The following is a 26978-nucleotide window of genomic DNA, read 5'->3' as shown; positions in this document are numbered from 1 at the left end:
TTGAATCAAAGGTTCAGGGGATAAAACACCGTGCAACCTGTTCACTCCATGGAGCTGCCGAGGAGAGTCATCGTCGGAAACAACCTACTCCGCTTGGTGGGGGAAGCCTGCAGAAGCTTAGGCTTCTCCGAAAAGGGATTAGTAATATCTGGGCCTCGAACCCGTAGCACCGCGGCGGAGGCTGTGCTTGACTCCTTGTCCGATGCGGGTTTCGATGTGGAAGAACTCATTGTCCCTGAGCCTACCGTTCACTGGGTTGAAGCCGCTGAGAGGAAGATCAAAGAGTCTAAACCCCAAGTGGTTTTAGGTGTGGGGGGAGGAAAAATCATCGACGTCACCAAGCTCAGCTCCGCGAAAAGCCAGGTGCAGTTCATCAGCATACCTACCGCTGCCTCCCACGACGGCATAGCCAGCCCCCAAGCCTCCCTTAAAGGACTGGAGAAGCCTCTTTCCGTCGGCGCCCAAGCGCCCATGGCCATCATAGCCGACATCTCCGTGATCGCCGGCTCTCCCTACCGGCTCACAGCCAGCGGATGTGGGGACATCATGGCGAAATATACAGCGGTCAAGGACTGGTGGCTTTCCCACCAGCTTCAAAACGAGTATTATGGGGACTACGCTGCCAACCTAGCTTTGATGAGTGCCCGCTTGGTGTCCAAGAACGCTGACCTGATTCACGAAAACTCGCAACAGGGAGTGCGCATCGTGGTGGAGGCTCTCATCAGCTGCGGAGTAGCCATGAGCATTGCAGGCAGCTCTAGGCCTTGCAGCGGTTCCGAGCATCTCTTCAGTCACGCCTTAAACATGATAGCTCCCGACCGGGCTCTTCACGGTGAACGCTGCGGGGTGGGAACCATCATGATGGCGTATCTTCACAAGTTGAAGTGGAAGATGGTTAGGGATGTCCTCCGAAAAGTAGGAGCGCCTACCACAGCGGAGGAGCTTCATGTTTCCCCTCAGGATGTGGTGGAGGCATTGGCTATGGCTCATAAAATAAGACCCCAAAGGTACACCATCCTAGGAGAAAAGGGTTTAAGTAAAGACGCTGCTCATAGATTAGCTAAAAATACTGGAGTTATCTAAGAATTTAGTTTTCAAGGCAATAAGAGGCCGGATGCAGTTTGGCTTCAAATTCAAGCCTCCCTTGGCCGGATGACCTGGGAGAAGTCTCCCGAAAGGTAGGAAAGATCATAGCTGAAATGTTGACAGTTGAAAAACCGGAACTCCAACTCCTTTACCAAGCAGCCCGACATCTTCCATCCGCGGGAGGGAAAATGCTCCGACCCTACTTGGCGGTTAAAACCTGTGAACTAGTTGGGGGAAACGCGGAGAATGCACTTCCCGTCGCTGCGGCTGTGGAGCTTCTGCACACTTTCACCCTCATCCACGACGACATCATTGACAGAGACCCTGTAAGGCGGGGAGTCGCTTCCGTCCATGCACGGTGGGGGGAACCGGTGGGGATCATTGCCGGCGACCTCCTTTTCGCCAAAGTCTACGAGGCGGTCTTGGAAAAAGCTGGGAAGGGGGGAATTCCCGAAAGCCGGGCCCTTAAGGTTTTCGCCCTTCTCACTGAAGCTGCCATCCAGCTGTGTGAGGGTCAGATGCTAGACATGACCTACCCTAAGGTGGAGGAAGTCACGGAGGAACAGTATTTTATGATGGTGGAAAAGAAAACTGCCTACCTCTTCAAGACAGCCGCCCAAGCTGGAGCCATCGTGGGCGGAGGTTCTCAGAGTCAAGTCGAAAGGCTGGGAAGCTTCGCGCGGCTGGCAGGCTTAGCCTTCCAGATTGTTGATGACGTCCTCGGCTTGACGGCTTCAGAGGAGAAGCTGGGTAAACCTGTGGGCAGCGATCTCAGGGAAGGGAAGAAGACTCTGCCCATTATCCACGCTCTTCACCATGCTCAACTGGAGCAGAGGGCTCTCTTCCTCCAAGTGATGCAAGGGACTCCGGCGGAAGCCGACTTGCTTAAGGCTCGGGAGTTAATCGTGTCCTTGGGTTCTACAAGCTATGCGCAACGGAAAGCGGAAGAACTCGTCCGAGAGGCGTTAGATGAGCTGGAGGGATTCCCGCCTACTAAGGCTAGGGCGGATTTAGCCGCCTTGACCGGTCTTTTGGTTCGGCGTGAGTTTTAACTCCATGCCGAGGGTTGTTTACTTACTTTTAAGGTAAGCTACTTTCTTTTAAGTAAAGTTTATATGCCTCACTCTATTTATTAATAACAGAGATGACAAGCAATGGGGATAAAAGTCCGCCGGCTTAAACTCAGCACCAAAGACGGGCAAGTTATCATAGACGAGGAAATCGACGTAAAACTAGTGGCTACTAAAGACCTCGACCCCGTGATCGAGCTTTTCAGGGTCATCTCCAACGAGAGCCGCTACCGGGTTATGCGGCTTCTAGCTGAGAAACCGTCTTTAACCTTCACCGAGCTTCATCAGGCTCTAGGCTACAGCCAGAAGACCATAGCTCAGTGTTTAGATGACTTGCTGAAGGCGGAGGCTATTGCCCGGGAGCCGGAAGGCTACCAACTATCGCCCTTAGGGAAGATAATTTTGGCCCAGCTGAGGGAAATGGCGGCTATTCTGAAGAAGATTGACAGGATGAAGGATTTTACGCTGGAATTCGGGTAAATTTTTACTTACCTTTTTGGTAAGAAGCTATATTAAGAGTAAAGTTTATATACCTCCCGAACTATTAACTATATAGCTTTCCAAAATAGAAAGTTACTAACCCTTATGTAAAGGAGGTGATGGAACATGACCGGCATTCAACTGAAAGTGGCAGAAGCCACACAAAGAGATGCAGGGCGAGGAATCCTCCGCATCGACCCAAAAACCATGGAAAAACTAGGCGTCACATCTGGGGACATCGTCGAAATACAAGGGAAAAAGACCACCGCCGCCATCGTCTGGCCTGCTTATGCGGAAGACGTGGGTCTTGGAATAGTGCGAATGGACGGCTTAACCCGCAGCAACGCCCAAGTCTCCATAGGGGACACCGTCACCATCAAAAAAGCTGAAGTTCAGAACGCTGAAAAAATCATCCTTGCCCCAACCCAACCGATAAAGTTTGGGGAAGGGTTTGAAGATTACGTTAAACAGTACCTTTTAAACAGGCCTGTGACGGCGGGGGACATCGTGGCGGTTGGAGTCCTCGGCCGGGCCCTAGAACTCACCGTCGTCAACACCGTCCCAAAAGGATTGGTTCAGATAGAGGAAAACACTACGCTCACCATTCGCGAAACTCCCGTCAAAGGCGTGGGAACCGTTCCCCGAGTGACCTATGAGGACATAGGCGGCTTGAAGGATGCTGTAAAGAAAATCAGGGAAATGGTGGAGCTACCCCTAAAGCACCCGGAGCTCTTCAACCGCCTAGGCATCGACCCACCCAAAGGCGTCCTCCTTCACGGGCCTCCGGGATGCGGTAAGACGCTGCTGGCTAAGGCTGTGGCCAACGAAACCAACGCTAACTTCATCCTCATCAACGGGCCTGAGATCATGAGCAAATTCTACGGCCAATCCGAGGAGCAGTTGAGGCAGATCTTCAAGGAGGCAGCGGAGAACGCTCCTAGCATCATCTTCATCGACGAAATCGACGCCATAGCTCCGAAACGTTCAGAGGCAACAGGGGAAGTAGAGCGCAGAATAGTCTCCCAGCTTCTAGCCTTGATGGATGGTCTGGAGGCTAGGGGGCAAGTCATCGTCATGGCAGCTACCAACAGGCCTAATGCCATCGATGAAGCCTTGCGGAGGCCGGGGCGATTTGACAGAGAGATTGAAATAGGAGTTCCAGACCGGCAGGGAAGACTGGAAATCCTGCAGGTGCATTCTCGGAATATGCCGCTGAGCAAAGATGTCAACTTGGAGGAGTTAGCCGACATCACCCACGGGTTCGTAGGCGCTGACCTGGCAGCCCTTTGCAGGGAAGCAGCCATGAAAACGTTGAGCAGAGTTTTGCCCAACCTAGACTTGGAGAAGGACACCATTCCACCGGAGGTTTTGCAGAAAATCGAAGTGACAAAAGAAGACTTCTTCGAAGCTCTCAAGGAAGTTCAACCCTCTGCCATGCGGGAAGTCCTCATAGAAAAGCCCAACGTCCGATGGACGGACATCGGAGGGCTTGAAGACGTCAAACAAGCGCTGAAGGAGGCTGTAGAATGGCCTCTTCACAACCCTGAAAGCTTCAAACGCATGGGCATCAGGCCGCCTCGAGGCATTCTCTTAGCCGGCCCACCGGGCACGGGGAAGACGCTGCTGGCTAAGGCTGTGGCCAACGAAAGCGAAGCCAACTTCATCTCCATCAAGGGCCCCGAGGTCTTAAGCAAATGGGTTGGAGAATCCGAGAAAGCCATCCGGGAAGTGTTCCGGAGGGCTAGGACGGTTGCTCCCGCGATAATTTTCTTCGACGAAATCGACGCCATAGCTCCGCGGAAAGACTCCGGCTTCGGAGACTCTCATGTGACGGAGAGAGTCATAAGCCAGCTGCTCACCGAAATGGACGGGTTGGAAAACCTGAGGGGAGTAGTCGTAATAGCCGCCTCCAATAGGCCCGACCTCATCGACCCAGCCCTTCTAAGACCGGGAAGGTTCGACCGGATCATGAACGTGCCTGTGCCTGACAGGGATTCAAGGCTGAAGATACTGCAAGTGCACACAAGGAACATGCCTTTGGCTTCGGATGTAAACCTAGAAAAGCTGGCGGACATGACCGAAGGCTATGTAGGCGCTGAACTGGAGGCCCTCTGCCGTGAAGCAGGCATGATAGCGCTGAGGGAAGACATGAAAGCGGAAAAAGTCTACCTCCGTCACTTCGAGCAAGCCGCAGCCAAGGTTAAACCTTCCAAGGCAGCACCATCCCCCCAATCCAGGCTACCTATGGAAGCACCCATCTACGCCTAGGAGAAACGTTAAAGCCCCAAGCAGACCTCGTGAAGCTGCCTATCCAGCAAGAGTTATAAGTCGAATCCGAGTGCCTCCTATTCGACAAGCCTATGACGGACCTAGCGTTCTTGGGTTTTCTGCTGATCACAGTCGGCTTTCTCCTAGTCTTTCTAGCCGTTTTGCTCTCCGGCTTGGGCTTAGGTAAGACTCGACCTAAAACCACGGGGGGCGTTGTGCTGCTGGGACCTTTCCCCATAGTCTTCGGCTCCGACACTAAGACGGTGAAAACGCTGATATACCTCACCCTAATCCTCATGCTGGTTGCGCTGGTTTTCACGGTGATGCCAGTTCTGCTCAGAGGAGGCTGAGCGGCTGGATGACCTCCCTAAACTGCGAGGTCTGCTTCCGCCGTCGAGCCCGCTATGTCTGCCAAGAATGCGGCCGAAAAGTTTGCGAGCGGTGTGTGAACCCTTGGAACTGGACTTGCCTTGGATGCAGACCTACCTCCTCAGAAAGGGAGGAGACGGCGGAAACCTACAGCTCAGGAAGTCCTCCTAGCTTAGGGCTTTTGCCCTATCTCTTAACTTTGGGTTTTATGGCGATCTTTGCAGGCATGACCTTAGTCTTCTTGGCCGTTGTCCTAGGCGGTGTTCCCTCGGAGGGCTCAGGTTTCTTTTTCATCTGGCCTTTTCCCCTCATTTTCGGCTTCGGCTCTGGGGGCGATGTCCAAAGCGCCCAATTTTCAATCATCGCCGTTATGGCAGTCTTTCTCATGCTGGTCTTAGTAGCTGTCTTCCTTTGGCTTGGCAGATTGCCTAGGTGGTTTGAGTAATAATCGGGGAGGACGATTTCCCGAAGAGATATTTGCCGGAAGATAAGCCTGTGTCAGGCTCCCGGGAAATTGGCTGTTAGGTTTCTTCTATGTCCGCGTATGTGCTTAATTCTTTTAGAAGGTCTTTTCGCAGAGCTCGTTTTTCCACTTCCTCAATCAGTTCTTGAAGCGAAGTCTCAAACCATATAGGCTTATCAGCATCCTCGGAAATCACGAACACACTGTTGGGCTTGTCTCTGAGGCCGAAGCCGATGAGGTCGGTCATGAGTTTCTTTTCAATTTTAAAGCTGATCTCGTAATTTTCCCCATTATGCAGGCTTCGGCAGTCGAATTTGGCGTCGGAGCCTTTGATTTCAAGGCTTCTTATCTTGTATATGGAGCCGTGGAGTCTGAGGTAAACGGAGCCTTTGTTGAGGACTTTCTGAACTGCCTTTAAATACCTTTCAGCCAAACCGTCAACCTTTTTCGCTTTGAGAGGGGGTTTTGCGAACGTCTATATAAACCTAATATTAACCCTCGGCAGTGGAGGGCGATGCCAACCTAACAGGCAAGGAGGAAAATGAGAGGAATTAAATATGTTTGGGAAAATGTGAATAACCATGAGTTACTTGACGGTTTGTCGATCCTGCGAATTTATCGGAAGGAGAGAGGCTGAGAACTCCGATGAATAAGCATTTACTCGTCGCATGCTTATCCAACTTCTCCGCCGGGCTGGCTATCTTTAGCATAGCTCCGATTTTGCCTGAGCTTGTCAGAGTTTTCAACGTCTCTTTCACCGAAATCAGCCTGTTGATGTCCCTGCTGATGTTAGGCGGCCTAGTAGCCTTAATTCCCAGCGGCTTCATGTCGGATAAACTGGGTGCAAATAAGACTCTGAAGCTTACTTTAACTTTGAGCATCCCCATCTTAGTCGCTCTTTTTTTCGCAACGGAATTTTTGCATATCCTCCTGCTGAGAATTGTTTTAGGAGCCGTGCTTGGCTCTAATTTCGTAGCCGCCGCCAACTACATCGCCGTGTGGTCTGAAAAGGGTGAAAAAGCCAAGAATCAAGGGCTGTACGGCGGCTTCTTCGGCTTCGGCACCGTCGCCGCCTTCGTCGTGTCTCCGATAACCTTAGCCGTGGACTGGAAGATAGTCAATCTTTTTCCCTTACTCTCATTGTCTCCAGCTTTAGGTTTTTTAATCGCACAGAGGGAAACGCCTCAGACTGTCGGATGTCCCGCTTTGTCGATGAAGGATCTAAAGATAGCCGGAGACCCTAGGATTTTATCGCTGGGAACAGTTCAATTTTCTTCGCTGGGGCTAGAACTAGCCATAGGAACATGGATAACCAGCTATTTCATTTTGGAGAAGACCCTAATCTCCAGCATCATGTTCGGATCGATAGTTGTGTTGGTGAATGCCTTTTCAAGAATATCAGGGGGTTACGCAGCTCAGCGTTTAAGCTGCAGACTTTTGATCCTGTTGTCCCTCATGGTTTGCACTCTTTCTTTGGGGGGCTTATCTTTATCCCACCAATTTTACCTAATGCTCACCCTTTCGATTTTAATAGCTTGGTTCAGCGCTTTCACCTTCGCCTCAGCCAACAAGCTAACCATAGACGTTTCCATCCACAGCGGCACAACTTTAGGAATAGTTTTATTCCTCGGGTTTTTAGGGCGAATTTTGCTCACCACAATCATGGGGTATCTGCTGGACGTAGCCAGCTTTGAGGCGGCCTTCCTATTCCTAGCACTCGTCACAGGAGGAGCAGCAACGGTGTTTGCAGCGAAGATAAAAAATAGCCAATCCGTCTTTCCACGATGCCCGCTTACCTTCGAAGGAATTAGAAGGGGTGAAGCGGAGGCTCAGGCTTAAAAGTATTAAAAGGTTTTGAATGTTATACGGATCAATCACTAATCGTATTAGCAGCCAAGAAACCGGGAAACCCATGAGGATACTTTACACTTCCTGCAACATCGGCACAGGGCATGCGTTTAGGACAGTTAAAATTGGAAAAGAACTGGAGAAGAGAGGCCATGAAGTGTATTTTCTCGCCGGCGGTTACGCTTACGAATTACTGAGGAAAAATTTCGAAGAGGTTTACTTTGCTCCCGGGGTTTCTTGGTATGAGGATGCTGGCGGCGTGAAGGTTCTGCCCTCTTTTTTAAACGTTTTTCTGCCTTTGCCTTATTTCGACTCTAGTGGGGGGGGAGTCCGGAAGAAGCCTAGCGCGCTTGGAGAATTTTTACGTCATTATTATATTTTGAGGGATGAGATTCCCAAAGTTAAGCCTGACCTCTACGTGTCAGACGGGGACTTGGCGACTATAAGGGCGGCTTTGAGGAGAGGCATGCCATGTGTGTTCATTACAAACATAACCCAGCCGAACCATTTCCTAGCCAATTTTTTGGCGTTTCCCGTTCAAAGGCTTGCGGATAACTACATGTCGAATAGTAGCAGCATTGTCATTCCAGACCTCCCACCGCCTTATACTGTCTGCCAGTATAATCTAGGCAATCTAAAACGGTTTGATAACGTGCACTACGTGGGCAGTTTCTCCGACATGAGCTTGGAGCCCTTGGCCGATTCTGGAGAATTCATCTACGCGTCGATAAGCGGACCCATGGGTACAAGGGTCAAACTAGCCGACTCCATCATACCCATTCTCTCCGGAATGAGTTGCGAAAGTAGGGTAAGCCTAGGGGAGCCGGGAAGCAGTTTTGAAAGGAAAGTCGGAAACTGCTTGGTGAAAGGCTGGGTGGAAGAAAGAGGGAAGTGGATGGAGAGGGCGCTTCTGGTCTTGTTCAGCGGAGGCCATGACACATGTTTTGAGGTGATAAAGTACGGAAAACCCAGCATATGCATACCTACCCAGGTAGAGCAGGATGCGAATGCGAAGAAAATGCAGGAGATGGGCTGCTCCATCCGCATCAAGGGGAAAGTTACCTCAACTAAATTGAAGGCTGCTGTGGAAAAAATAGTGAACAATTACAGTTACTATAAAAAGAACATCATGAAGCTGAGAAAATACGCAAGCAAGTTCAACGGTGTCAGGGAAGCCGTCAGGCTCATCGAAGCCGCCCGCAGATAGTCTCCGGAGAACTTCCTTCACCCATCGCTAGGCTGAGTTCGCCTTCTAACCTTTCCCCCCGGCTCCTCCTCTTCAAAGATGATGGCTTGAAACTTGTAGATTTTCGTTCCGGATAGAAGCCACGCATCCGGGGGAAGCCCAGCCTTTAGGCAGCCGTGGGCCAGGAACTCTTCCACATCCCAGCCCCACTCCACGGGAACCTGAGGGAGAAGCAAGCCTCTGTTCCAACCTCTCTCCACCACCAATCCGTCTACGCCCACCTTAATGTGGTTTAGGTGTTCGCGTGGGTCTTTTACTCGAACGGGCTGGAGAGGCGTTAGGACGCTTACCTCCACCACGACTTCCGCCAGCTCTTTTTCTCTGAGAGGTGGGAATCGGGGGTCTGAAAACGCTGCGTTGAGGGCTGAGTCGATGGTTGCCTCTACCAAGGGTGCTGTGGGTTCAGGGTAGCCTATGCAACCTCTCAACTCTTTTTCCCCGCCTTTAACTTTGTTGAGAGTTACAAACACGCCGCATCTGGTTTTCAGGGCTGGCGGTGTGCCTAGGGGAGGCTTCATCTTTTCTCCTGAGCGGAGATGGAGGATTATGGCTTCCCTTGCAAGGTGAACTAGGAAGCTTCCTTCTTCGTCTGTAAGCTGGAAGGTCAAGGTTTAACCCTCAGATTCTTCCTCAGATACGATCTAGCTTCTTCCAGTATTTTATCTATTTCATTCCAGTGGCTTCCTTTCCAGTAAACCTTCCCACATTCAGAGTTGGTGCAGACCCAGAACTTCTGGTGCTTCCTCAAGACGGAGGCAGGTATTAGGCTTCTCAAGACGGAGGCTTCCGCCTCTCTAAGAGGTGAATTGCAGCGGGGACACAGGGAGCTCTCGGGGTTGATTTTCAACTTCAGTTTGAACCTTCCAGCCATTCCGGCTATTTTTTCAGCCTCTTTTCTTCCCTCCACTAGATGAGCTCGGATACCTCGTCTTAGGGCTCTCCTGTAAAGGTGGAGGTCGCTGGTCAGCAGAACTCTTCTCTCTTTCTCAGCCCTCTCCACTAGTTTCTCGTCTGGGGAGTCTCGGATGTATTCTACGTCGTAGCCCAGCATCCTCAGCCATCGGGTTAGCTTTCCCAGCATTCCGTCGGCGAGGAAGCGTATTTTTAAAGACATTGAGTTCATCTTCTACTTTGGCAGCCCATGCCTTAAAGTTTAGCTTCTTGGTAAGCCAACTTTTTAAGGAACACCACCCATCATAGAACAGGCTTTGAACGGTCTTTCCGACTTGGGGATCCACCATGACCAATGTCTATAAAATAGCGGTGCTTCCCGGCGACGGCATAGGCCCTGAAGTTGTAGAGGCCGCCCTCACCGTTCTGGATGCGGTGCAAGACGCGGTGAAGGGGTTAAGGCTCGAATACCTCCGCGGGGAAGCGGGATACCATTGTATCGCTAAATACGGAACCAACCTCCCCGCGGAAACTTTGGAAATGTTGAAAGAAACCAGCGTCTGCCTCAAAGGCCCCATGACCACCCCTGAAGAACCCGGTTCCCCGGTGAGTGTAGCCGTGACCATCAGGAAACTTTACGACCTCTACGCCAACATTCGGCCGTGTAAAACCTTGCCGGGAGTGGCCGCCCTTAAACCCGACATCGACTTGATCATCCTAAGGGAGAACACTGAAGGCTTTTACTTCGCCAAAGAAGTCGAAATAGTCCCCGGAGTCGCTGTAGCTTTAAGGCTTATAACAAGAAAAGCCTGTGAAAGAATAGCCCGCTGCGCTTTCAACCTAGCCTCCAAAAGAAAGAAACTGGTAACCTACGTCCATAAAGGAAACATCCTAAAGCTCACCGACGGAATTTTCAAACAAGCTGTACTAGACGTGGCTAAGGAGTATCCGGAAGTAGCGGTGGAGGAGCAACGTATCGACGCCATGGCCATGCAGCTCATCAAAAGGCCGGAAACATTCGACGTGGTGGTCACTACCAACATGTTTGGAGACATCCTCTCCGACGAAGCAGCTCAGCTGGTAGGGGGCTTGGGCTTCGCCGCCGGAGCCAATGTGGGGGACACCTACGGAATGTTCGAGCCTGTCCACGGCTCAGCCCCAAAATACGCGGGAAAGAACAAGGTTAACCCTCTTGCCACCATCCTAGCTGCCAAAATGATGCTGGATCATCTTGGAGAGGGGGAAGCCGCTGAGAGGGTGGAAAAAGCCGTCCTCGCCGTCCTCACGGAGGGTAAGACGCGAACCTACGATCTGGGAGGCAACGCCACTACCAGCGAAATGGCTGAAGCCATAGCAGCGAAGATTTTAGGACAGGAAATCTAACGGTTGCCGGCGGATATAGACGATGGAAGAGACTGTTTCGCTGTTTTTATTCAGATTTTTGAAGATCTTCGCAGAAGGCTTGAACCGTTCTTTTCCCGGCTTTCATGGCCTCGATGACCGTCGCTGTCCCTGAGGTTATGTCTCCTCCAGCATACACGAACTTCATGGAGGTCCTACCGTAGTCGTCAACGACCAAGTGTCCATGTTTATCTGTTTTGAGAAGAGGAGCTGTCTTTTGGATGAGAGGATTCACCCTAGTGCCTATGGCCACGATCACCGTGTCCACAGGAATTCGAAACTCGGAGCCCTTGATGGGTATGGGCCGCCTTCTCCCTGACTCGTCGGGTTCTCCAAGCTCCATCCTGAGGCATTCCATCTCCTTAACCCACCCGGCTTCGTCGCCGATGAATCGGACGGGGTTCACCAAGCACATGAATTCGACACCCTCTTCCTTAGCGTTTTCAACTTCCTCTCTCCTAGCGGGCATTTCCGCTTCCGTCCGCCTGTAGACAAGAGCAACCTTCTCAGCTCCCAGCCTCAACGCTGTCCTAGCGGAGTCGAAGGCTACGTTTCCACCGCCTATGACCGCCACTTTTCTCCCGACTTTCACCGGGGTAGCGTACTTGGGGAAGAGGTAGGCTTTCATGAGGTTAACCCTTGTCAGAAACTCGTTGGCTGAGTATATGCCGCTGAGATTTTCTCCAGGTATGCCTAAGAAAATCGGAGCCCCAGCTCCGGTTCCGATGAACACCGCCTTGTAGCCCATCTGGAAAAGTTCGTCTAAGGTATAGGTCTTACCGATGATGACGTCGGTTTGAATTTTAACTCCCAGCGATTTAACATACTCCACCTCCGCCTTCACCACACGCTTAGGAAGCCGAAACTCCGGGATCCCGTAGATGAGAACACCGCCCGGCTCATGTAAAGCTTCGAAGATGGTAACATCGAAGCCTTGCTTAGCCAAGTCGGCGGCCGCTGTCAATCCGAAAGGCCCGGAGCCCACCACAGCCACCTTTACGCCTGTAGGGTTGCATTTGCTTCCGGTGGGGGTTATGGGTTCCTTTTTCAACTCGTAGTCAGCTGCAAACCTCTCCAAGGCGCCTATGGCTACAGGTTCACCTTTTATCCCCAGCACACAGCTTTTTTGGCATAGGTTTTCCTGAGGGCAAACCCTGCCGCACATGGCGGGGAGGGCGTTTCGTTCCTTTATTTTTTCGATGGCTTCCTCAAACTTTCGCTCTTGAATGAGTTTGATGAAGGCGGGGATGTCGATGTTCACAGGGCAACCCTCAACACATTTAGGTTTGGCGCATTGAAGGCATCGAGAGGCCTCAACCAAGGCTAGGTCTTCGGAAAAGCCTAGAGCCACTTCTTTGAGTGTTTTCCTCCGCTCCTCCATGGACAACTTGGGCATGGCTTGTTTGGGAATGAGCTTATCTGGCTTCGCCACTTTCTTCACCCCTCTCCCTTTTCCAACATCTGGTGAGAAAGCTTTTCCTCCTCCACGTAGGTTCGAAGCCGGGCTAGGAGATTGTCAAAGTCAACTTGATGCCCATCAAATTCAGGTCCGTCGACGCAGGCGAATTTGGTTTCACCGCTCACGTAAACCCTGCAGCAGCCGCACATGCCCGTGGCGTCCACCATGATGGGGTTTAAGCTTACGATGGTTTTAACTCTGAAGGGCTTGGTTAGGTTGCTTATCACCTTCATCATAACAGCTGGACCCACGGCTATGACCCTGTCGATGGGAATGCCCTTTTCCAGTAGCTCCTTCAGAACGTCGCTGACGAAACCGTGGCGGCCTTTCGAGCCGTCGTCTGTGGTTACATAAAGCTCGTCGCTTACCTTTCGCAGCTCTTCTTCATATATTAATAGGTCCTTGTTTCTCGCCCCGATGATGGATATCACTCGATTGCCCGCAGCCTTTAAAGCCTTGACGATGGGGTAGATGGCCGCTGCGCCTATTCCTCCCCCTACGCAGACAACTTGCCCGAATTTCTCTATTTCAGAGGGGTTCCCCAAGGGTCCGACGAAGTGGAGGATGCGGTTCCCCTGCTTCAGTTTTCCCAACTTCTTGGTGGAGGCTCCGATTTCCAAAAACACGAGGGTAACAGTGCCTTTCTCAGGGTTGGAGTCAACAACGGTTAAAGGTATCCGCTCTCCTTCCTCCTCCGTCTGCAAAACCACGAAATGGCCCGGCCTAACCTTAGTAGCCACGGGAGGGGCCAAGATTTCAAACTGCTTGATATTGGGAGCCAACTCTTTTGCTGAAACTATATCATTCAATTGATTTCCACATCCTGCTGAATGTCAGCGCCTTAGAAGCGGCTTTTATTTTTTATTTTCATTATTTTACTTTGCTAATAAAAACTTCGTTTCTAAGGTTTAAAATCCGCTAAATTTAGGGAGTGGTATTTAAACTTGAATGGAAAAATAAGAACCTCCGGAAGCTGTTCCCGGAGAAGGGGAATAAAATTTAAGTATAACTACCCTGTTCAAGAAAACCAAGGATGCGCTGAGGTAGAAGAATGATGCCTGCCGCCTTAAACGTGGAAGATGAAAATTGGAACGGTGGAGAAATAGACCCTGGAGAAGAAGAAGAGCTGGCCGGGGAAGAGGAGGAATGGGGCGAAGAGGAAGAGTGGGCTGAGGAAGAAGAATGGTAACGCCTTCTCTCCTCTGGACGGTCTGAACCTCCGCCGCCTATGAGAGTATCCTCAACAAATCAGCTTTTCATGAAAAGCTTCCGATATATATTTTATTTATACGGTCTTTCGCTCAGCTTTCTATGTTAAGAGCCTCCACTTCTATTTCGAAAACAGGTTGTCTCTTTTAAGTTATTTTTCTCTTCAGAATCAGAAGATAGCCAAGAGAATGGGGAGTATAAACAGGGTTATGGCAAGGATGACCAACAACAAGTACAGAATTTTTACCAGAATCCTATGCACCATGAACTGCTTAAGAAGCTTCATATACTCCTCACCATATCGGTCGTAGATTCTCTGACTTCTTGTCATCATAACCAGCAAGACCACCAGAAGCAACAACACGGATAGGAGGATAATCTCCCTGAAAAAGAGAGCGTAAAAAGGTACGAACGTTACTCTAAACAGGCTTTCTACGTCAATCCCTCTCACCTCCTCCCTAATAGAGGTTGAAGGTTGTTCGTAAACTAAGGGGGCAGTGAACTGTGTGGTTTCGTGGACAGTGACCTTCACCGTATCGGTATCCGAAAAAACTCCATCATCTACGGTTAGCATCACCACCGTCTCCCCTAACGGTAACAGCACAGTTGGGCTTTCACCTGAAACAATGTTACCGTCCCATGTCCAAATGTAGGTTAGCGAGTCCCCGTCTGGGTCGAAGGAACTGGACCCGTTGAGGGTCACCATCGCACCCTGATACGTGGTTTGTTCAACAAACATGTCGGCTCCAGCATCTGCCACTGGTGGATGATTGACTGTTCTCACCAATATCTTTACTTCCGGGAAGATGACGCTCGCGAACTCTCCCTTATAATCTGTATAGGCAACCTTTGTTTCTCCATAAACATCCGCGGGGAGAAAGCCGCCTTGGGATGAGCTTACGTTGAAAGACACAGTCCACGTATCACCTATGGGAAGGAAACCTGCATCCCAGAAGATGGTTGTAGTCCCATCGGGGTTAAGGATAACCTCGACAGGCTCTAGGGTGTAATCGCCTTCTAGGTTGAGGTAATCTGGCAGAACCTCTTTTACAACTATGTTCTTCCCAGCCAAGCTGCTTAATTGCTGCGCCACCTCGCGGTAGATGCCTTCAAGGTTGGCGGGATCCGGTGCAGAATAATATTTACCACCAGTCAACTTAGCCACATGTTCCAGCAAGGATAGACTTTCTTCCGTGGGCACTCCTAATCCTATGCTGTAGATGACGATGCCCATATCCGCCGCCTCCTCAGCCCGCCTCACAGGGTCCGAGCCTATGTTTGCAGCCCCATCTGACAGTAGGATCTCCACCAAAACGGCTTGCGGTCTTCCATGGGAAGACAGTTCCAAGTTGGCTAGGTGAATAGCGTCGCCTAGGGCAGTTGCGCCTTCTGGACTCAGGCCCATGATGGCTTCCTGAACTTGCATGTGGTTAAATGTCAACTTTCTATCTATTCTTGCTGAAGAAGAAAAAGACACTAGACTTGAACGGTCTATCTCCGGGTTTAGAAGCTTCAGAAAACTACTCACAGCGTACCTAGCGCCTTCCAACTTTTCTCCTTCAGCCATACTCGCAGACCTGTCCACGATCAGCACCACGTCGATGGGGAAACTTTGAACCGCAGGGTCACCGACCCCTCTGAGGGTTAGGGTTATTCTAGCCTTTTCTGGGGTGAAGCCTAGACTTTTGATCCATATTTTTGAAGGATTTACAGACTTATCCACCTCTAAGTGCGGCGGGGTGGAAGAAACCGTCCGAAGGGTAAACTGTGCGCTTGCTAACGTAGAAAAAATGAGCATCAAAAGCAGAAACCTTACAAATGGTCCTCTCAGCCTGCCCATTTCTGGAATACTCGGTTAAACATACACATTTAAACATGTCGAAAATCTCTCCCTAAAATAACAATATTCAACTGCCAAACAATCACCCTCCAAAAGGGGCCGTCCTAAATTAGATTAGACCGGTTTAAAGCCGCTTGATCTACATTTTCGCATGACATACCTTGCAGGTATTGGGCGGGGGCATTTCTGCCTTAAAGTCGACTGCGGTTGCATGTCCATTGCCGCGGTATGTAAAGCAGTCTAAAGAAACTATGTTAAGGTGCAAACCACTATCATCTACAGTCGGATAGAACAAGGCATATAGCCACGCTTGTCATGAAAAATACTTGAAACGAGAAGGCTGCATCTTTGAGAAGGATAAAAGATTTTCAAACAATCTCCACTTGCAAAGTAGTCCAAACAGGGCAAAATCAATGTATCCCCGCGTCCATGGAGGTCGTTCTCCGCTTCACCAACCTCTCAAAAAACTGGGACCAAGATGGCATAGTACGGCGGTTAGCGGAGGGACGGAGAGGGATGTTTCAAGGATCCGACTTTCGGGAAGTAGTTGCTTGTCTGAGAGAAGTCTTCAAAAAAGATGGAATTGACATTAAACGCTGGGATGAAAGTTATGGCAATTTTCAGATTTGGAAGAAGAAAGTCAAAGGACTCGTAGACAGAGACATCCCTCCAATCATCACCCTCTACGACCCTGAGCGAGTTGAAGCGCACGCCCTTGTAGTTGTCGGTTATGATGCCGAGGGAATTGAAGTATATGACACTGGAGACGGAGCGGTGAAGTATTTGGTCTTCCACAAGCTTGAAGAAGACAGCGTTTGGCGTGGGGATATACTTGAATTAAAGAAGGCGAGAAAACACCGCTCGTTGCCTAGGTTTTTTAAGAAACTAAGAAGAATAATAAAAAAATAAATTACATGCAAACCTGAGAAAGATCCGCAAAGAGACTCCGTGAACCCAGGTTTCCGAAGCCACTTTTCAAGCTGTTTTGGAAAAGGGTTATCTCAGCCCTCCTCTGAAGAAAATGCATTTTTCAGGGTCTTCTGGACAAAACTCGGTGGAGCCGCATGGATGTACAGGCTGGTCAGGACGACATTCCTTGGGAAGCTGAGTTTTTCTCCTCCTTCCCAATTCCCTTTCGCCTCTTCTCTAAAATCCGATTTTGCTGGTATCTCTACCTAGCTTGTCCGCCCAATAAAACGGGCTTGGGAATCGAACTTATCTGGTGCGGGGGGTGGGATTTGAACCCACGAAAGCCTTCGCCACAGGATTTCTCATAGGCTAACCCGAGGTGAGGGATCTTAAGTTAGGCCCCGCGGTGAGCGGCCCTGCCCCTTTGACCCGGCTCGGGAACCCCCGCATAGCTTCCCCTATAAGGGGAGACTCCCAGTCTTAATTAGTTTAACCGCCCTTCCGTGAAAAGGTTTAAAATCTTTTATTTTCACCTAAAGTTGGGCCCGTGGCGCAGTCAGGACAGCGCGGCAGCCTCCTAAGTTGTAGGTCGGGGGTTCAAATCCCCCCGGGCCCGCCATGCTCCTGAAACGATAAATAGTTTGTCGGGGAGATATTCAATTTCTAGGCAGGGGTAAGTTTGAAAAGAACAGTCAAGACTATATGCCAAGCTTGTCATTGCGAATGCGGAGTTCTCGTTCACGTTGAGAATGAAAGAGTAGTGAAGATCGAAGGCGACCCGGCTTTTCCATTGAACCGCGGGTTTATCTGCGTTAAAGGTGAAAAATATTCAGAATTTGTGGAACATCTTGACCGTTTAAAGCATCCACTGAAGAGGGTTGGAGAACGAGGTGGAGGGAAATGGCGGAGGATATCATGGGATCAAGCCTTAAATGAGATTGCTGAAAAGCTTACGGAAATTAAAGAAAAATACGGCTCCGAGTCAATTGCTTCAATTCACGGCACTGGCCCTCGACCTACTCTTTATTCTACCTGTCTACTTGTTTACGCGCTGAACAGTCCGAATGTTGGAAGTGTTGATTTGCACATATGCTTTGCTCCTTCCTTAATAGCGGAAAACTGCACTTTCGGCAAGTCTGTTATGATGGAGGTGGGACCTGATTACGAAAACGCAAACTGCATTGTGGTTTGGGGTGGAAACCCGGTGGTTTCCCATCCACCGCGAGGAATGGAGATCATTGAGGCTAAGCAGAAAAGAAATGTTAAGCTCATCGTCATCGATCCACGGAAGACAGTTCTCGCTTCTCAAGCAGACTTGTGGTTACAGGTCAGACCTGGAACAGATGTTGCCTTAGCTTTGGGGATGATATATGTGATCCTAGAGGAGGAACTATACGATAAGGAGTTTGTTGAAAAATGGTGCCACGGATTTGATGCGCTAAAAGAACACTTAAAGCAGTATCCTCCTGAAAGAGTAGCCGACATAACTTGGATTTCAGCTGAAAAGATAAAGGAAGCTGCCAGAATTTATGCGACGACAAAGCCGGCGGTTCTCCACCACCGTGTAGCGGTGGAGCATAACCTCAATTCCACTCAGACGAATCGGGCTTTAGCTGTACTCATAGCACTTACGGGAAATCTTGACGTAAAAGGAGGAAACCTTTTTTCTGTAAACTTGGAAGGATATGTAGGTGATGAGCTGCTACTGGGAGTGGGAAAAGAGGCAAGGGCGCTTCGGCCAGATCCATCCTTGGAGAAGAGGCGCATAGGGAGCAACGTTTATCCTCTTACATCAGGAGAAGAAGCGTTGCTTCCCTTTGTTAATTCTCTGCTTCTGATCGATGCTATTTTAACCAGTAAACCCTATCCTGTAAAGGCGTTGTTCTGTGGGGGAGGAAATCCTGTTATTAACATTCAGAACAGTAAGAAAGTCTGGGAAACATTGAAAAAGCTTGAACTTTTGGTTGTCGTTGACTTTTTCATGACCCCTACTGCCGAATTAGCCGACTATGTCCTCCCAGCTGCCATGTGGCTTGAAAGAGACGACGGCTGTAATCTTTCATACGTAAATTACATTGCCGCTAGACAGAAAGTAATAGAGCCGCCTTCTGAGTGTTGGCATGATATGAAAATAGTTATAGAACTGGTTAAAAGAATCCCTTGGGCGAACAGAAGGTTTCTTCCTTGGAACAGTGTTGGGGAATTCAATGACTGGAGAGTTAAAGGACTAGGAATAACGTTTGAATCGTTTAAGAAAAAAGGACACATCATGACGCCTCTGAAATATAAAAAATATGAAAGTGAGGGTTTTAAAACACCCACAGGAAAGGTGGAGCTTTATTCAACAATTCTGGAAAAATACAGATACGACCCGCTGCTAACTTACGTGGAACCACCGGAGAGCCCTGTAGGCTCACCGGAATTTTTAGAAGAATATCCCCTCATTTTGATTACAGGTTCAAGGCATATTAACTATTTCCATTCTGAGGGCCGCCAGATTCCAAGCTTGCGTAGGCTGGCACCCGACCCTGAGATTGAAATTCATCCGGAAACGGCAACTAAGATGGGCATTAAAGACGGCGACTGGGTTTGGGTTGAGACCCCGCAGGTTAAGGGTGAGAGAGTTAAGTTTAAAGCTAAACTTACAGCCGGCATTCATCCCATGGTCGCCCACGCAAGACATGGATGGTGGTTCCCGGAGAAGCCATCCCCACAGCATGGCTGTTTCGAATCAAACATCAATGTCATAACATCTGATGCTCCGCCAAGGGAAAAAATATGCGGGTCTGTTCGGGTTAGAGGCACTCTCTGCAAAGTTTACAAAATAAGCTCACGTAGCCCGCAATAGGAATAAATGTACCGCGATCTTTCCTTAAAATGCAATTCAAGCGGACTTGGTGTGCGGGCCTCTGCGCGCTGAAATCTTAGTCACGGGGATTGTTCAAGGCGTAGGCTTCCGTCCCTTCATTTACCGTATTGCGGCAGAGAACCAGCTGAAAGGTACTGTTCGAAACCGTGGAGATGCAGGTGTGGAGATAGTTGTTGAAGGGTCGGAGGAAAATGTCAAAAGGTTCATTGATGACCTTGAGAGGAAGAAGCCGCCTTTGGCCCGGATCTACGAGTTAAGCGTGAACTATGCAGAGGATAAGGGAGAATTTTCAAGGTTCATCATCCTTAAGAGCAGTGAAAAGAGCGACCTTTCAGGGTCCATAATCCCACCGGACATTTCCATCTGCGACAACTGTCTTCGTGAGCTTCGTGACCTAAAGGACAGGCGATACGGCTATTTCTTCATCACCTGCACCGACTGCGGCCCTCGGTATACTATAATAGAGAAACTACCCTACGACAGACCCAACACAGTGATGAACCGCTTCCCCATGTGCGAAGATTGCAGTCGAGAGTACACGGACCCCTTAAATCGGCGGTTTCACGCCCAAACTGTGGCCTGTCCTCGGTGCGGCCCCAGAGTTTTTTTAACCTCAAAAGACGGACAGATCCTCGACCATCAGGATCCTATCAGAGAAGCAGGCCGGCTGCTTGAAGAAGGCTACATAGTGGCTGTTAAAGGAAACGGCGGCTTCCATGTGGCTACATCGACGATGAAGCCTGAGCCGATAATCAGGCTGAGGAAGGCCAAGCACCGGGCGCAGAAGCCTTTCGCCGTGATGGCCCGAGACCTTGAGGCGGTGAAATCCTTTGCGGAGGTGGGAAAGGAGGAAGCTGCTCTTCTGACATCGTACATAAAGCCCATAGTTCTGCTGAAGAAGAGTGAAAATTTTTATCTTTCAGACCTGATCTCCCCGGGTCTTCACAACGTAGGCGTCATGCTGCCTTACACAGGCCTCCACTACATGCTCTTTGATAGCATAAATGAACCAGCTCTAGTGATGACCAGCGCTAACCCTCCCAGCGAGCCCATTATTGTGGAAAATCAGGAAGCCGTGAGGAGGCTGAGGCCTGTTGTCGACTTCTTTCTCATGCATGATAGAGACATAGCCCAAAGATGCGATGACTCAGTCCTTCGCGTGAATAGAGGAACCCCCACCCTCATCCGTCGATCCAGAGGCTACGCCCCCGCACCGATTCACTTGGGATCCGAAGTGAAACGTTGCGCTTTAGGTTTGGGGGCTGAAGAAAATGTGGCTTCTTGCGTGCTTTCCGGAAAGCGGGCTTTTATCTCGCAATATATTGGAGACGTGGAAAATCTTGAAACCCTTAACTATCTTAAAAGTGCCACAGACCATCTGCTAAAGCTGACAAACCTCAAAGTTGAGGTAATCGCCTGCGATCTGCACCCTAAATTTAGCACAACCAAATTCGCCTACGAGCTGGCGGAGAAGCTCGGATGTCCCGTGGTGCAGGTTCAACACCACCACGCCCACATAGCAGCTCTCATGGCCGAGCATAACCTCACCCATATGATCGGCATCTGCTGCGACGGCTTCGGCTACGGCTCCGACGGATCCGCATGGGGTGGAGAAATTCTATACTGCGACCGAGACGGCTTCAGACGGCTTGCCCATCTTCAAGAGCAGCCTATGGTCGGTGGAGACGCTGCCACCCGTTACCCGTTGAGGATGGTAGCTGGCATTCTTCACGGGTTGGTGGATGTCGAAGAATGGCTATATTCAAATGTTAGATGTTTCCCCCGTGGGGAAATGGAGTTAGGCGTAGTCTTAAGGCAGTTGGAAAGCGGGCACGCCCCCAAGACCACAAGCTGTGGAAGAGTTTTAGATGCCGTCTCAGCGTTGCTGGGCTTATGCTATGAACGGACCTATGAAGGAGAACCTGCCGTGAAGCTTGAATCTGCCGCCATAAAAGGTAGAGACATCCTGTGCTTAACGCCTAAGATTTCCGGAGGAGTTCTCGACACGTCATATCTCCTTAAGGAAGTGTTCATTCGACGAGATGAACATTCACCCGCGGACCTAGCTTACTCTGCAGAGTCCTACCTAGCTAGGGGGCTAGCTGAATTAGCTGTGAAAGAATGCGATAGGCTAGGAGTTCAAGCTGTTGGCTTCTCTGGAGGTGTAGCCTACAACGAGCACATCAGCAGGGTCATCAGAAACATTGTGGAGGGAGAAGGATTCAACTTTTTCACCCACATTCAAATTCCCCCCGGAGACGGGGGGATATCATTCGGACAGTCGGTGGTAGCCAGTTGGCTGAACTGAAAAAGGAGAATTGTTAATATAAGATAACACTAATTGAGTATGCAATGGTGGCATAAAAGAAATTGTGTCTAGCAGTTCCAGCGAAAGTAAAGGAGATAAAAGGCGACATCGCCAAGGTTGATTTCGGCGACGGAGTAACAAGGGACGTAAACATATCCCTAGTTGATGTGGCTGAAGGCGAATATGTAATAGTGCATGCCGGTTTTGCCATCCAAGTGCTAGACAAGGAGGAAGCTGAAAAAACCCTGAAGCTGTGGGAGGAACTGCTCAGCACAGCTGAAACTTCGCCATCAGGAAAATATTGATTTTTTCTTTCGAGGTGGAGGCCGGATGCGAGAAGTTGTAACTGCTGAAGGCGAAACCTACGACATCGAGCTTGAAGAAGACCTTCTTCAAGCCAACAGGCGGCTTGCGGAAGAAAACAGGGAACTGCTGAGAAAACATGGTGTAAAGGCTATAGACATCATGGGTTCCGTGGGCTCGGGGAAAACTTCTCTCATCGACAGGTTCATCCAAAAATTGGGGAAAAAATACAGTATCGCTGTTCTCAACGGGGACCTAACTACAACCATAGACTCGGATCGCTTGAAAGTGCACAGAGTTCCTGTAGTTCAGATAAACACAGGCAGAGAATGTCATCTCGATGCGAATTTAGTTCAAAAAGCCTTGAAAAAATTTGACCTTGAAAAACTAAGCCTCATTTTCATCGAGAACGTGGGAAACATCATCTGCCCTGTGGAGTTCCCCTTAGGGTCGGAGAAGAGGCTCACTGTTGTAAGTGTTACCGAAGGCCCCTATATTGTGGTAAAACATCCTCTGTCTTTTCTCGGCAGCGATGTGGTAGCCATCAACAAGATCGACCTAGCTGAAATCGTGGATGTAAATGTGGATAAACTGGAGGAGGACATAAGTAAAGTTAATCCGAGAGCTCGAATAGCTAGAGTAAGCTGCAAAAGTGGTGAGGGAATAGACAGCGTTCTAGAAGCATTAGAACTCTGAGCGTAGTCCGGTGTCCTTGTAAATGCATGAATATTCTTTTACCGCCCAGATCGTGGAGAAAATTCTCGACGAAGCATCCAAGCGGAGGGCAAAGAAAATTCTTGCAGTCCGCCTTACCATAGGGAAACTTACTTTCCTAAGCGTGGAACAGGTTAAGTTCTGCTATCAAGCCTTGGTGAAGGGGACGCCCTTAGAAGGCTCGACTCTCCACGTTCAAGAAAAGGAAGGAGTGGTGAAATGTGAACTCTGCGGCTACCGAGGGCCTATCTCATACGAGGAGAATCCAGCCTACCATTTCAGGCTGCCGGTTTTCCGGTGTCCGAAATGCGGAAATGACATTCAAGTAGTAGAAGGGAAAGAGTGCATTATAAAATCTGTGAAAATGGAGGTGTAAAAGCTTGTTCAGATACAGGGACAGCGAAGTCGCTAAAAAGATCGTTGAAAAACTGAAAGGGATAGATCTTAAAATTAGAATCATGCACGTCTGCGGAACTCATCAAGATACCATTGTTCGCTTCGGTCTAGACAGCCTCTTCAAGCAAAGTGGAATCGAAGTAAGACAAGGCCCTGGATGCCCTGTATGCGTGACTACAACTAGAGAATACGAGGAGGCTATAACCATGGCTAAAAAAGGGAATGTGCTGGCAACCTTCGGGGACGCCGTCCGAGTTCCAGGGAGAGCAAGCTCGCTTTTAGACCTCAGAGCTGAAGGCTGCGATGTGAGAATAGTCTACAGCATCGAAGACGCTGTCAATTTGGCCAAGAAAACCGGGAAAAACGTGATTTTTCTGGCAGTAGGCTTCGAAACCACCGCTCCCAGTACAGCAGTCACTCTGCTTAGGGATCCTCCGGAAAACTTCACAGTCCTCAACTGCCACCGCTACGTTCCCCCGGTCCTCCACGCTCTGCTTGAGATGGGCGACCTAGCTATCCAGGGACTTTTAGAACCCGGCCACGTAAGCACCATCATCGGCCTAAGACCTTACCAGATGCTCTCGGAAAAATACCACATACCCCAAGTAATCGCGGGATTCGAACCCTTAGATGTTCTCATGGGCATTTACATGTTAGCGCAGCAAATTAAGAAAGGCGAAGCCAAGGTTGAAAATGAATATAGAAGATCGGTGAAGCCGGAGGGAAATGTTAAAGCTTTAGCAGTGTTGGAGAAAGTTTTTGAGCCTGTCGATCTAGCTTGGAGAGGTTTCCCCGTTGTCAAGGCTTCAGGAATGAAGCTGAAAAACAAGTTTCAGAATTATGACGCCAGAAAGAGGTTTGAAGACCAACTTAAAGAACTGGAAAACATGGATTTCCCTGAGCCGAAAGGATGCCGGTGCAACGAAATTCTCAGAGGATTGGTGAACCCTCAAGACTGCCAGCTTTTCGCTCGAGCTTGTACACCATCGCACCCTCTAGGGCCTTGCATGGTGTCGATAGAAGGTGCATGCCAGATCGAATATAAATACGGTGGAGGACCGAGGTAAAAGTTAGGCGGCGCCCTCCCTAGCAGATCCTAGGGATGGGATCTCCTGCGGGCGGAGGGAGCAGTCTTCGTCCACCTACGCTTGTCTCTAGAACCACTTCACCGAATTTGTCGGTGGCCTCTCCGACAATTTGGGCTTCCCTTCCTTCTTTTGTATCCCTCAAAGCAGCGAGAACTTCCTCGGCTTTCTGAGGAACCACTGCGATGACCAATTTACCTTCGTTTCCCACTTCCAGAGGGTCTATGCCCAGCATTTCGCAGGCAGCTTTCACACCCTCGGAGATGGGTATTCGACTTTCTTTAACGGTGATTCCGACCATCGATTTTTCGCTCCATTCGTTGAGGGTGTTGGCCAAGCCGCCTCTAGTCGGGTCTTTCATACTCACTATACCCCCCACTTTTAGGAGTTTCTGAACTAGTTTGTTCAGTGGAGCTACATCGGAGACGATGTTTCCTCCGAAGTTGTAGCCTTCCCTGAAAGCTAGCAGGGCTAGTCCATGGTCGCCTACGGTCCCTGAGACTATTATCTTATCTCCTTTTCGGAGATTTGAATCTAAAAGCCAACGGGAATCTATAGGCCGATATTTCTTTACAACAGCTAAGTTTTCATCCAAAGCTTCACTTCTTTTGCCTATTCCCGAGGTGTTTATCACAAGCTGGTCTAAAGCGTCTTTTTCAACAACTTTGGTGTCACCGGTTACCACGTAGACTCCAGCTTCCCGGCAAGCGTCTCTCATTCCCCTTAAAACCTTATCTAAATTCGCTATGGGAAACCCTTCCTCTATGATGAAGCCAGCGGCTAAGGCCTTGGGCTCCGCGCCCATAACCGCTATATCGTTAACCGTCCCCGCCACAGCCAACCGTCCGATATCCCCCCCTGGGAAAAAGAGAGGCTTAACCGTATGAGAGTCGGACTTAAGAACGACATCATCCACCACAGCTGCGTCATCCAAGGCCTCCAGAGGAACTTCGGCTTTGCTACCTCCTAAAAAGTCTAAAAAGTACTTTTTGATCAAACTTTGCATGACGGTTCCACCGGCTCCATGGGCTAGGGTTACATAGTCCATAGGTGTAACCTCTTGGTTGAGGAAGACATTTACGTGCTTTCAGCCTTTTCTTGGTTAATTAACCTTTTTGAGGGGGTTGATGAGGGGTTAAAATTTATATATACTTTTTTATTTTTTATTATTTGTAAAAAATTTATTTTTATTGTTTATATATAGAAAATTTTTATATATACCATCGAAAATACTATAGCCAAGGTGAAATGTACTGTCCGAGGTCGTTTCTTCCATCCAGTCAAAAAGTTTCCTAGATTCTTTGTACGCAACCCCTGAAGGCAGTACCATTAAAAAATGTCTTCAATGTGGCAGTTGTGGAGCATCCTGTCCGACAAGCTGGGCTATGGACTATACCCCTCGAGAGATCATAGCATCTTTGAGAGCGGAAATGGTAGATAGAGTTTTGAAAAGCAACACTATGTGGCTTTGTACTTCATGCTACCTTTGCACCGTCCGATGTCCAGCGGGCATTAAAATCACCGACTTCATGTATGAGTTGAAAAGGCTAGCTATCGAATATGGACTAGGAGAACATCAAGGCGCGGCGATTCTAGCTAAAACTTTCGTCGAACTGGTTAACAAGTATGGCCGCATCCCTGAAATGAAACTAATGGCCACCTACGGCATGAAAACCTCTAAAACTAAACCTGGAAAACTTCTGTCACAAGCAATGTTAGGTCTAAAGCTCTTCAGACGTGGACGTCTGCCGCTGGGCGTGGAAACGATCAAAGGTGTAGAAGACCTCCATAAAATAGACAGATGGTTAGTGAGTAAAAAAATGGAGCCAAATCTAGTTGAACGTTCAAAAGGGGGAGAAAAGTAATTGGATTATACGTATTTTCCGGGATGTTCGGTTAAAGGGCTGAATAAAAGCTATGAAATTTCTGCATTATCTGCTTCAAAAGTTTTGGGAGTGAACCTTCTAGAATTGAATGATTGGAACTGCTGCGGAGCTACTGCCTACATGTCGATCTACGAACTGCGGGCTCACATTCTTGCCGCCCGGAACTTAGCTCTAGCTGAAAAGTATAATCGGGATATAGCGACAATCTGTCCAGCATGCTACGTTGTTCTAGATAAAACCAATCGGTATATATGTGAAAACAAAGAGCTGAGAGAAAATGTGAACGCGGCTTTAGGGGAAATCAACCTCAAATACTATGGCTCATTAAAAGTACGTCATCTGCTTGACATCATAGTTAACGATGTAGGAGAAGAAGCAGTGAAATCGAAGGTTACAGCCCCGCTCAAAGGTTTGAAAGTGGCGCCCTACTACGGTTGCCAAACTGTTCGCCCTTTCGGAGCCTTTGACGACAAAGAAAACCCTCAAACCATGGAACAGCTTCTCAGATGGATCGGCGCTGAACCAGTCAAGTTTCCTTTAAAAGCGAAGTGTTGCGGCGGCATGCAGAGGGTTACCAATGAGGAGGCTGCCTTAAAGCTGATCGAAAGACTGTTAAAAGCTGCATCCAGATCAGGGGCGGACTGTATTGCTACTGCTTGTCCGTTGTGTCAGATGAACTTGGAAGCTTCCCAAGATAGGGTCAATTCGATTTTCGGAACCCATTATTCTATGCCTACACTATATTTCACCCAGCTTTTGGGGTTAGCTTTCGGTCGTCCCATAGAGAGTGAAGTAGCCTTGGGACAGGAGTTGGTGGCGGTGGATAAAATCATCGAGCCTTACAAAGTGAGTGTGATTAAAAGGGAGAGGTGAATTTG

The 26978-nt window shown here is 49.2% G+C and carries 26 protein-coding genes and 2 tRNA genes; 20 read left to right on the top strand and 8 right to left on the bottom strand.

Going from position 1 to position 26978, the window contains the following annotated elements; all coding sequences use genetic code 11:
- Positions 1–48 precede the first annotated feature (48 nt).
- From BWM17_RS07140 to BWM17_RS07115, 6 genes are all read left to right on the top strand, one after another.
- Entirely contained in the window at positions 49–1083 is a 1035-nt protein-coding gene (locus BWM17_RS07140; RefSeq protein ID WP_342766508.1) for an NAD(P)-dependent glycerol-1-phosphate dehydrogenase, read from the top strand.
- Between the two features lie 38 nt (positions 1084–1121).
- Complete coding sequence (locus BWM17_RS07135; protein ID WP_309493244.1) at positions 1122–2138, top strand: polyprenyl synthetase family protein; 1017 nt, start codon at positions 1122–1124, stop codon at positions 2136–2138.
- A gap of 102 nt (positions 2139–2240) precedes the next feature.
- Positions 2241–2636, top strand: coding sequence for a helix-turn-helix domain-containing protein (locus tag BWM17_RS07130; protein WP_309493243.1), 396 nt, complete (start codon positions 2241–2243; stop codon positions 2634–2636).
- Positions 2637–2762: 126 nt separating this feature from the next.
- Positions 2763–4904 carry a CDC48 family AAA ATPase gene (locus BWM17_RS07125; protein WP_309493242.1) on the top strand — a complete coding sequence of 714 codons (2142 nt, stop codon included), beginning with the start codon at positions 2763–2765 and terminating at the stop codon, positions 4902–4904.
- A 92-nt stretch (positions 4905–4996) separates the two neighbouring features.
- Positions 4997–5254 carry a TIGR00304 family membrane protein gene (locus BWM17_RS07120; protein WP_309493241.1) on the top strand — a complete coding sequence of 86 codons (258 nt, stop codon included), beginning with the start codon at positions 4997–4999 and terminating at the stop codon, positions 5252–5254.
- An 8-nt stretch (positions 5255–5262) separates the two neighbouring features.
- The gene (locus tag BWM17_RS07115; RefSeq protein WP_309493240.1) at positions 5263–5718 is read left to right on the top strand and encodes a hypothetical protein; all 456 of its coding nucleotides are present in this window, start codon (positions 5263–5265) and stop codon (positions 5716–5718) included.
- Positions 5719–5794: 76 nt separating this feature from the next.
- Here BWM17_RS07115 and BWM17_RS07110 read toward each other — a convergent pair whose 3' ends face one another.
- On the bottom strand, positions 5795–6169 hold the full coding sequence (locus tag BWM17_RS07110; protein WP_309493239.1) for a hypothetical protein: 375 nt from the start codon (positions 6167–6169) through the stop codon (positions 5795–5797).
- Positions 6170–6381: 212 nt separating this feature from the next.
- On the opposite strand from BWM17_RS07110, the gene BWM17_RS07105 reads away from it, so the two are divergent.
- The gene (locus tag BWM17_RS07105) at positions 6382–7575 is read left to right on the top strand and encodes an MFS transporter (protein WP_309493238.1); all 1194 of its coding nucleotides are present in this window, start codon (positions 6382–6384) and stop codon (positions 7573–7575) included.
- Positions 7576–7648: 73 nt separating this feature from the next.
- Positions 7649–8791: a glycosyltransferase gene (locus tag BWM17_RS07100; protein WP_309493237.1), complete on the top strand. Its 1143-nt coding sequence runs from the start codon at positions 7649–7651 to the stop codon at positions 8789–8791.
- Between the two features lie 17 nt (positions 8792–8808).
- On the opposite strand, the gene BWM17_RS07095 is transcribed toward BWM17_RS07100, so the two are convergent.
- Positions 8809–9438 carry a TIGR00296 family protein gene (locus BWM17_RS07095; RefSeq protein WP_309493236.1) on the bottom strand — a complete coding sequence of 210 codons (630 nt, stop codon included), beginning with the start codon at positions 9436–9438 and terminating at the stop codon, positions 8809–8811.
- Positions 9435–9953 carry a Mut7-C RNAse domain-containing protein gene (locus BWM17_RS07090; protein ID WP_309493235.1) on the bottom strand — a complete coding sequence of 173 codons (519 nt, stop codon included), beginning with the start codon at positions 9951–9953 and terminating at the stop codon, positions 9435–9437. Before BWM17_RS07090 ends, BWM17_RS07095 begins: the two co-directional genes overlap by 4 nt.
- Positions 9954–10069: 116 nt before the next feature.
- On the opposite strand from BWM17_RS07090, the gene BWM17_RS07085 reads away from it, so the two are divergent.
- The gene (locus tag BWM17_RS07085) at positions 10070–11104 is read left to right on the top strand and encodes an isocitrate/isopropylmalate dehydrogenase family protein (RefSeq protein WP_309493234.1); all 1035 of its coding nucleotides are present in this window, start codon (positions 10070–10072) and stop codon (positions 11102–11104) included.
- A gap of 46 nt (positions 11105–11150) precedes the next feature.
- On the opposite strand, the gene gltA is transcribed toward BWM17_RS07085, so the two are convergent.
- A complete protein-coding gene (gltA, locus tag BWM17_RS07080) occupies positions 11151–12518 on the bottom strand; it encodes an NADPH-dependent glutamate synthase (protein ID WP_342766507.1) in 1368 nt (455 codons plus the stop codon).
- A gap of 41 nt (positions 12519–12559) precedes the next feature.
- Positions 12560–13390 (bottom strand): sulfide/dihydroorotate dehydrogenase-like FAD/NAD-binding protein, encoded by an 831-nt coding sequence (locus BWM17_RS07075; protein ID WP_309493232.1) that lies wholly within the window; start codon positions 13388–13390, stop codon positions 12560–12562.
- Between the two features lie 245 nt (positions 13391–13635).
- On the opposite strand from BWM17_RS07075, the gene BWM17_RS07070 reads away from it, so the two are divergent.
- Positions 13636–13770 carry a hypothetical protein gene (locus tag BWM17_RS07070; RefSeq protein WP_309493231.1) on the top strand — a complete coding sequence of 45 codons (135 nt, stop codon included), beginning with the start codon at positions 13636–13638 and terminating at the stop codon, positions 13768–13770.
- A gap of 189 nt (positions 13771–13959) precedes the next feature.
- Here the strand turns inward: BWM17_RS07070 and BWM17_RS07065 are convergent, their stop codons facing one another.
- Positions 13960–15588: a vWA domain-containing protein gene (locus tag BWM17_RS07065; protein WP_309493230.1), complete on the bottom strand. Its 1629-nt coding sequence runs from the start codon at positions 15586–15588 to the stop codon at positions 13960–13962.
- Between the two features lie 390 nt (positions 15589–15978).
- On the opposite strand from BWM17_RS07065, the gene BWM17_RS07060 reads away from it, so the two are divergent.
- Complete coding sequence (locus BWM17_RS07060) at positions 15979–16539, top strand: C39 family peptidase (protein WP_309493229.1); 561 nt, start codon at positions 15979–15981, stop codon at positions 16537–16539.
- 311 nt (positions 16540–16850) lie between these two features.
- On the opposite strand, the gene BWM17_RS07055 is transcribed toward BWM17_RS07060, so the two are convergent.
- Positions 16851–16987: transfer RNA gene (locus tag BWM17_RS07055), tRNA-OTHER, on the bottom strand.
- A 93-nt stretch (positions 16988–17080) separates the two neighbouring features.
- Here BWM17_RS07055 and BWM17_RS07050 point away from each other — a divergent pair.
- From BWM17_RS07050 to hypD, 7 genes are all read left to right on the top strand, one after another.
- A tRNA-Arg gene (locus BWM17_RS07050) sits at positions 17081–17158 on the top strand.
- 60 nt (positions 17159–17218) lie between these two features.
- Positions 17219–19387, top strand: coding sequence for a molybdopterin-dependent oxidoreductase (locus tag BWM17_RS07045; protein ID WP_309493228.1), 2169 nt, complete (start codon positions 17219–17221; stop codon positions 19385–19387).
- A 49-nt stretch (positions 19388–19436) separates the two neighbouring features.
- Complete coding sequence (gene hypF / locus BWM17_RS07040; protein WP_309493751.1) at positions 19437–21716, top strand: carbamoyltransferase HypF; 2280 nt, start codon at positions 19437–19439, stop codon at positions 21714–21716.
- A gap of 62 nt (positions 21717–21778) precedes the next feature.
- On the top strand, positions 21779–22021 hold the full coding sequence (locus BWM17_RS07035; RefSeq protein WP_309493227.1) for a HypC/HybG/HupF family hydrogenase formation chaperone: 243 nt from the start codon (positions 21779–21781) through the stop codon (positions 22019–22021).
- A 25-nt stretch (positions 22022–22046) separates the two neighbouring features.
- Positions 22047–22715 (top strand): hydrogenase nickel incorporation protein HypB, encoded by a 669-nt coding sequence (hypB, locus tag BWM17_RS07030; protein WP_309493226.1) that lies wholly within the window; start codon positions 22047–22049, stop codon positions 22713–22715.
- A 22-nt stretch (positions 22716–22737) separates the two neighbouring features.
- The gene (hypA, locus tag BWM17_RS07025) at positions 22738–23109 is read left to right on the top strand and encodes a hydrogenase maturation nickel metallochaperone HypA (protein ID WP_309493225.1); all 372 of its coding nucleotides are present in this window, start codon (positions 22738–22740) and stop codon (positions 23107–23109) included.
- Positions 23110–23113: 4 nt separating this feature from the next.
- Positions 23114–24196: a hydrogenase formation protein HypD gene (gene hypD / locus BWM17_RS07020; protein ID WP_309493224.1), complete on the top strand. Its 1083-nt coding sequence runs from the start codon at positions 23114–23116 to the stop codon at positions 24194–24196.
- 19 nt (positions 24197–24215) lie between these two features.
- Here hypD and hypE read toward each other — a convergent pair whose 3' ends face one another.
- Entirely contained in the window at positions 24216–25262 is a 1047-nt protein-coding gene (gene hypE / locus BWM17_RS07015) for a hydrogenase expression/formation protein HypE (RefSeq protein WP_309493223.1), read from the bottom strand.
- A gap of 253 nt (positions 25263–25515) precedes the next feature.
- Between hypE and BWM17_RS07010 the strand changes: the two genes are divergently transcribed.
- Positions 25516–26079, top strand: coding sequence for a 4Fe-4S dicluster domain-containing protein (locus tag BWM17_RS07010; protein ID WP_309493222.1), 564 nt, complete (start codon positions 25516–25518; stop codon positions 26077–26079).
- Entirely contained in the window at positions 26080–26973 is an 894-nt protein-coding gene (locus BWM17_RS07005) for a CoB--CoM heterodisulfide reductase iron-sulfur subunit B family protein (protein WP_309493221.1), read from the top strand.
- Positions 26974–26978: the final 5 nt, after the last annotated feature.

The organism is Candidatus Hecatella orcuttiae (assembly GCF_002009985.1).
Lineage (GTDB): Archaea > Thermoproteota > Bathyarchaeia > Hecatellales > Hecatellaceae > Hecatella > Hecatella orcuttiae.
Note: the sequence above shows the minus strand (reverse complement) of the source record. Positions and strands in the feature narration are given on the sequence as shown.

Coding starts and splice junctions, on each gene's coding strand:
- BWM17_RS07130 (WP_309493243.1), top strand. CDS start 2,241: ATGGGGATAAAAGTCCGCCGGCTTAAACTCAGCACCAAAGACGGGCAA.
- hypA (WP_309493225.1), top strand. CDS start 22,738: ATGCATGAATATTCTTTTACCGCCCAGATCGTGGAGAAAATTCTCGAC.
- BWM17_RS07120 (WP_309493241.1), top strand. CDS start 4,997: ATGACGGACCTAGCGTTCTTGGGTTTTCTGCTGATCACAGTCGGCTTT.
- BWM17_RS07090 (WP_309493235.1), bottom strand. CDS start 9,953: ATGAACTCAATGTCTTTAAAAATACGCTTCCTCGCCGACGGAATGCTG.
- BWM17_RS07065 (WP_309493230.1), bottom strand. CDS start 15,588: ATGCTCATTTTTTCTACGTTAGCAAGCGCACAGTTTACCCTTCGGACG.
- BWM17_RS07105 (WP_309493238.1), top strand. CDS start 6,382: ATGAATAAGCATTTACTCGTCGCATGCTTATCCAACTTCTCCGCCGGG.
- BWM17_RS07140 (WP_342766508.1), top strand. CDS start 49: ATGGAGCTGCCGAGGAGAGTCATCGTCGGAAACAACCTACTCCGCTTG.
- BWM17_RS07070 (WP_309493231.1), top strand. CDS start 13,636: ATGCCTGCCGCCTTAAACGTGGAAGATGAAAATTGGAACGGTGGAGAA.
- BWM17_RS07100 (WP_309493237.1), top strand. CDS start 7,649: ATGAGGATACTTTACACTTCCTGCAACATCGGCACAGGGCATGCGTTT.
- hypE (WP_309493223.1), bottom strand. CDS start 25,262: ATGGACTATGTAACCCTAGCCCATGGAGCCGGTGGAACCGTCATGCAA.
- gltA (WP_342766507.1), bottom strand. CDS start 12,518: ATGCCCAAGTTGTCCATGGAGGAGCGGAGGAAAACACTCAAAGAAGTG.
- BWM17_RS07125 (WP_309493242.1), top strand. CDS start 2,763: ATGACCGGCATTCAACTGAAAGTGGCAGAAGCCACACAAAGAGATGCA.
- BWM17_RS07115 (WP_309493240.1), top strand. CDS start 5,263: ATGACCTCCCTAAACTGCGAGGTCTGCTTCCGCCGTCGAGCCCGCTAT.
- BWM17_RS07085 (WP_309493234.1), top strand. CDS start 10,070: ATGACCAATGTCTATAAAATAGCGGTGCTTCCCGGCGACGGCATAGGC.
- hypB (WP_309493226.1), top strand. CDS start 22,047: ATGCGAGAAGTTGTAACTGCTGAAGGCGAAACCTACGACATCGAGCTT.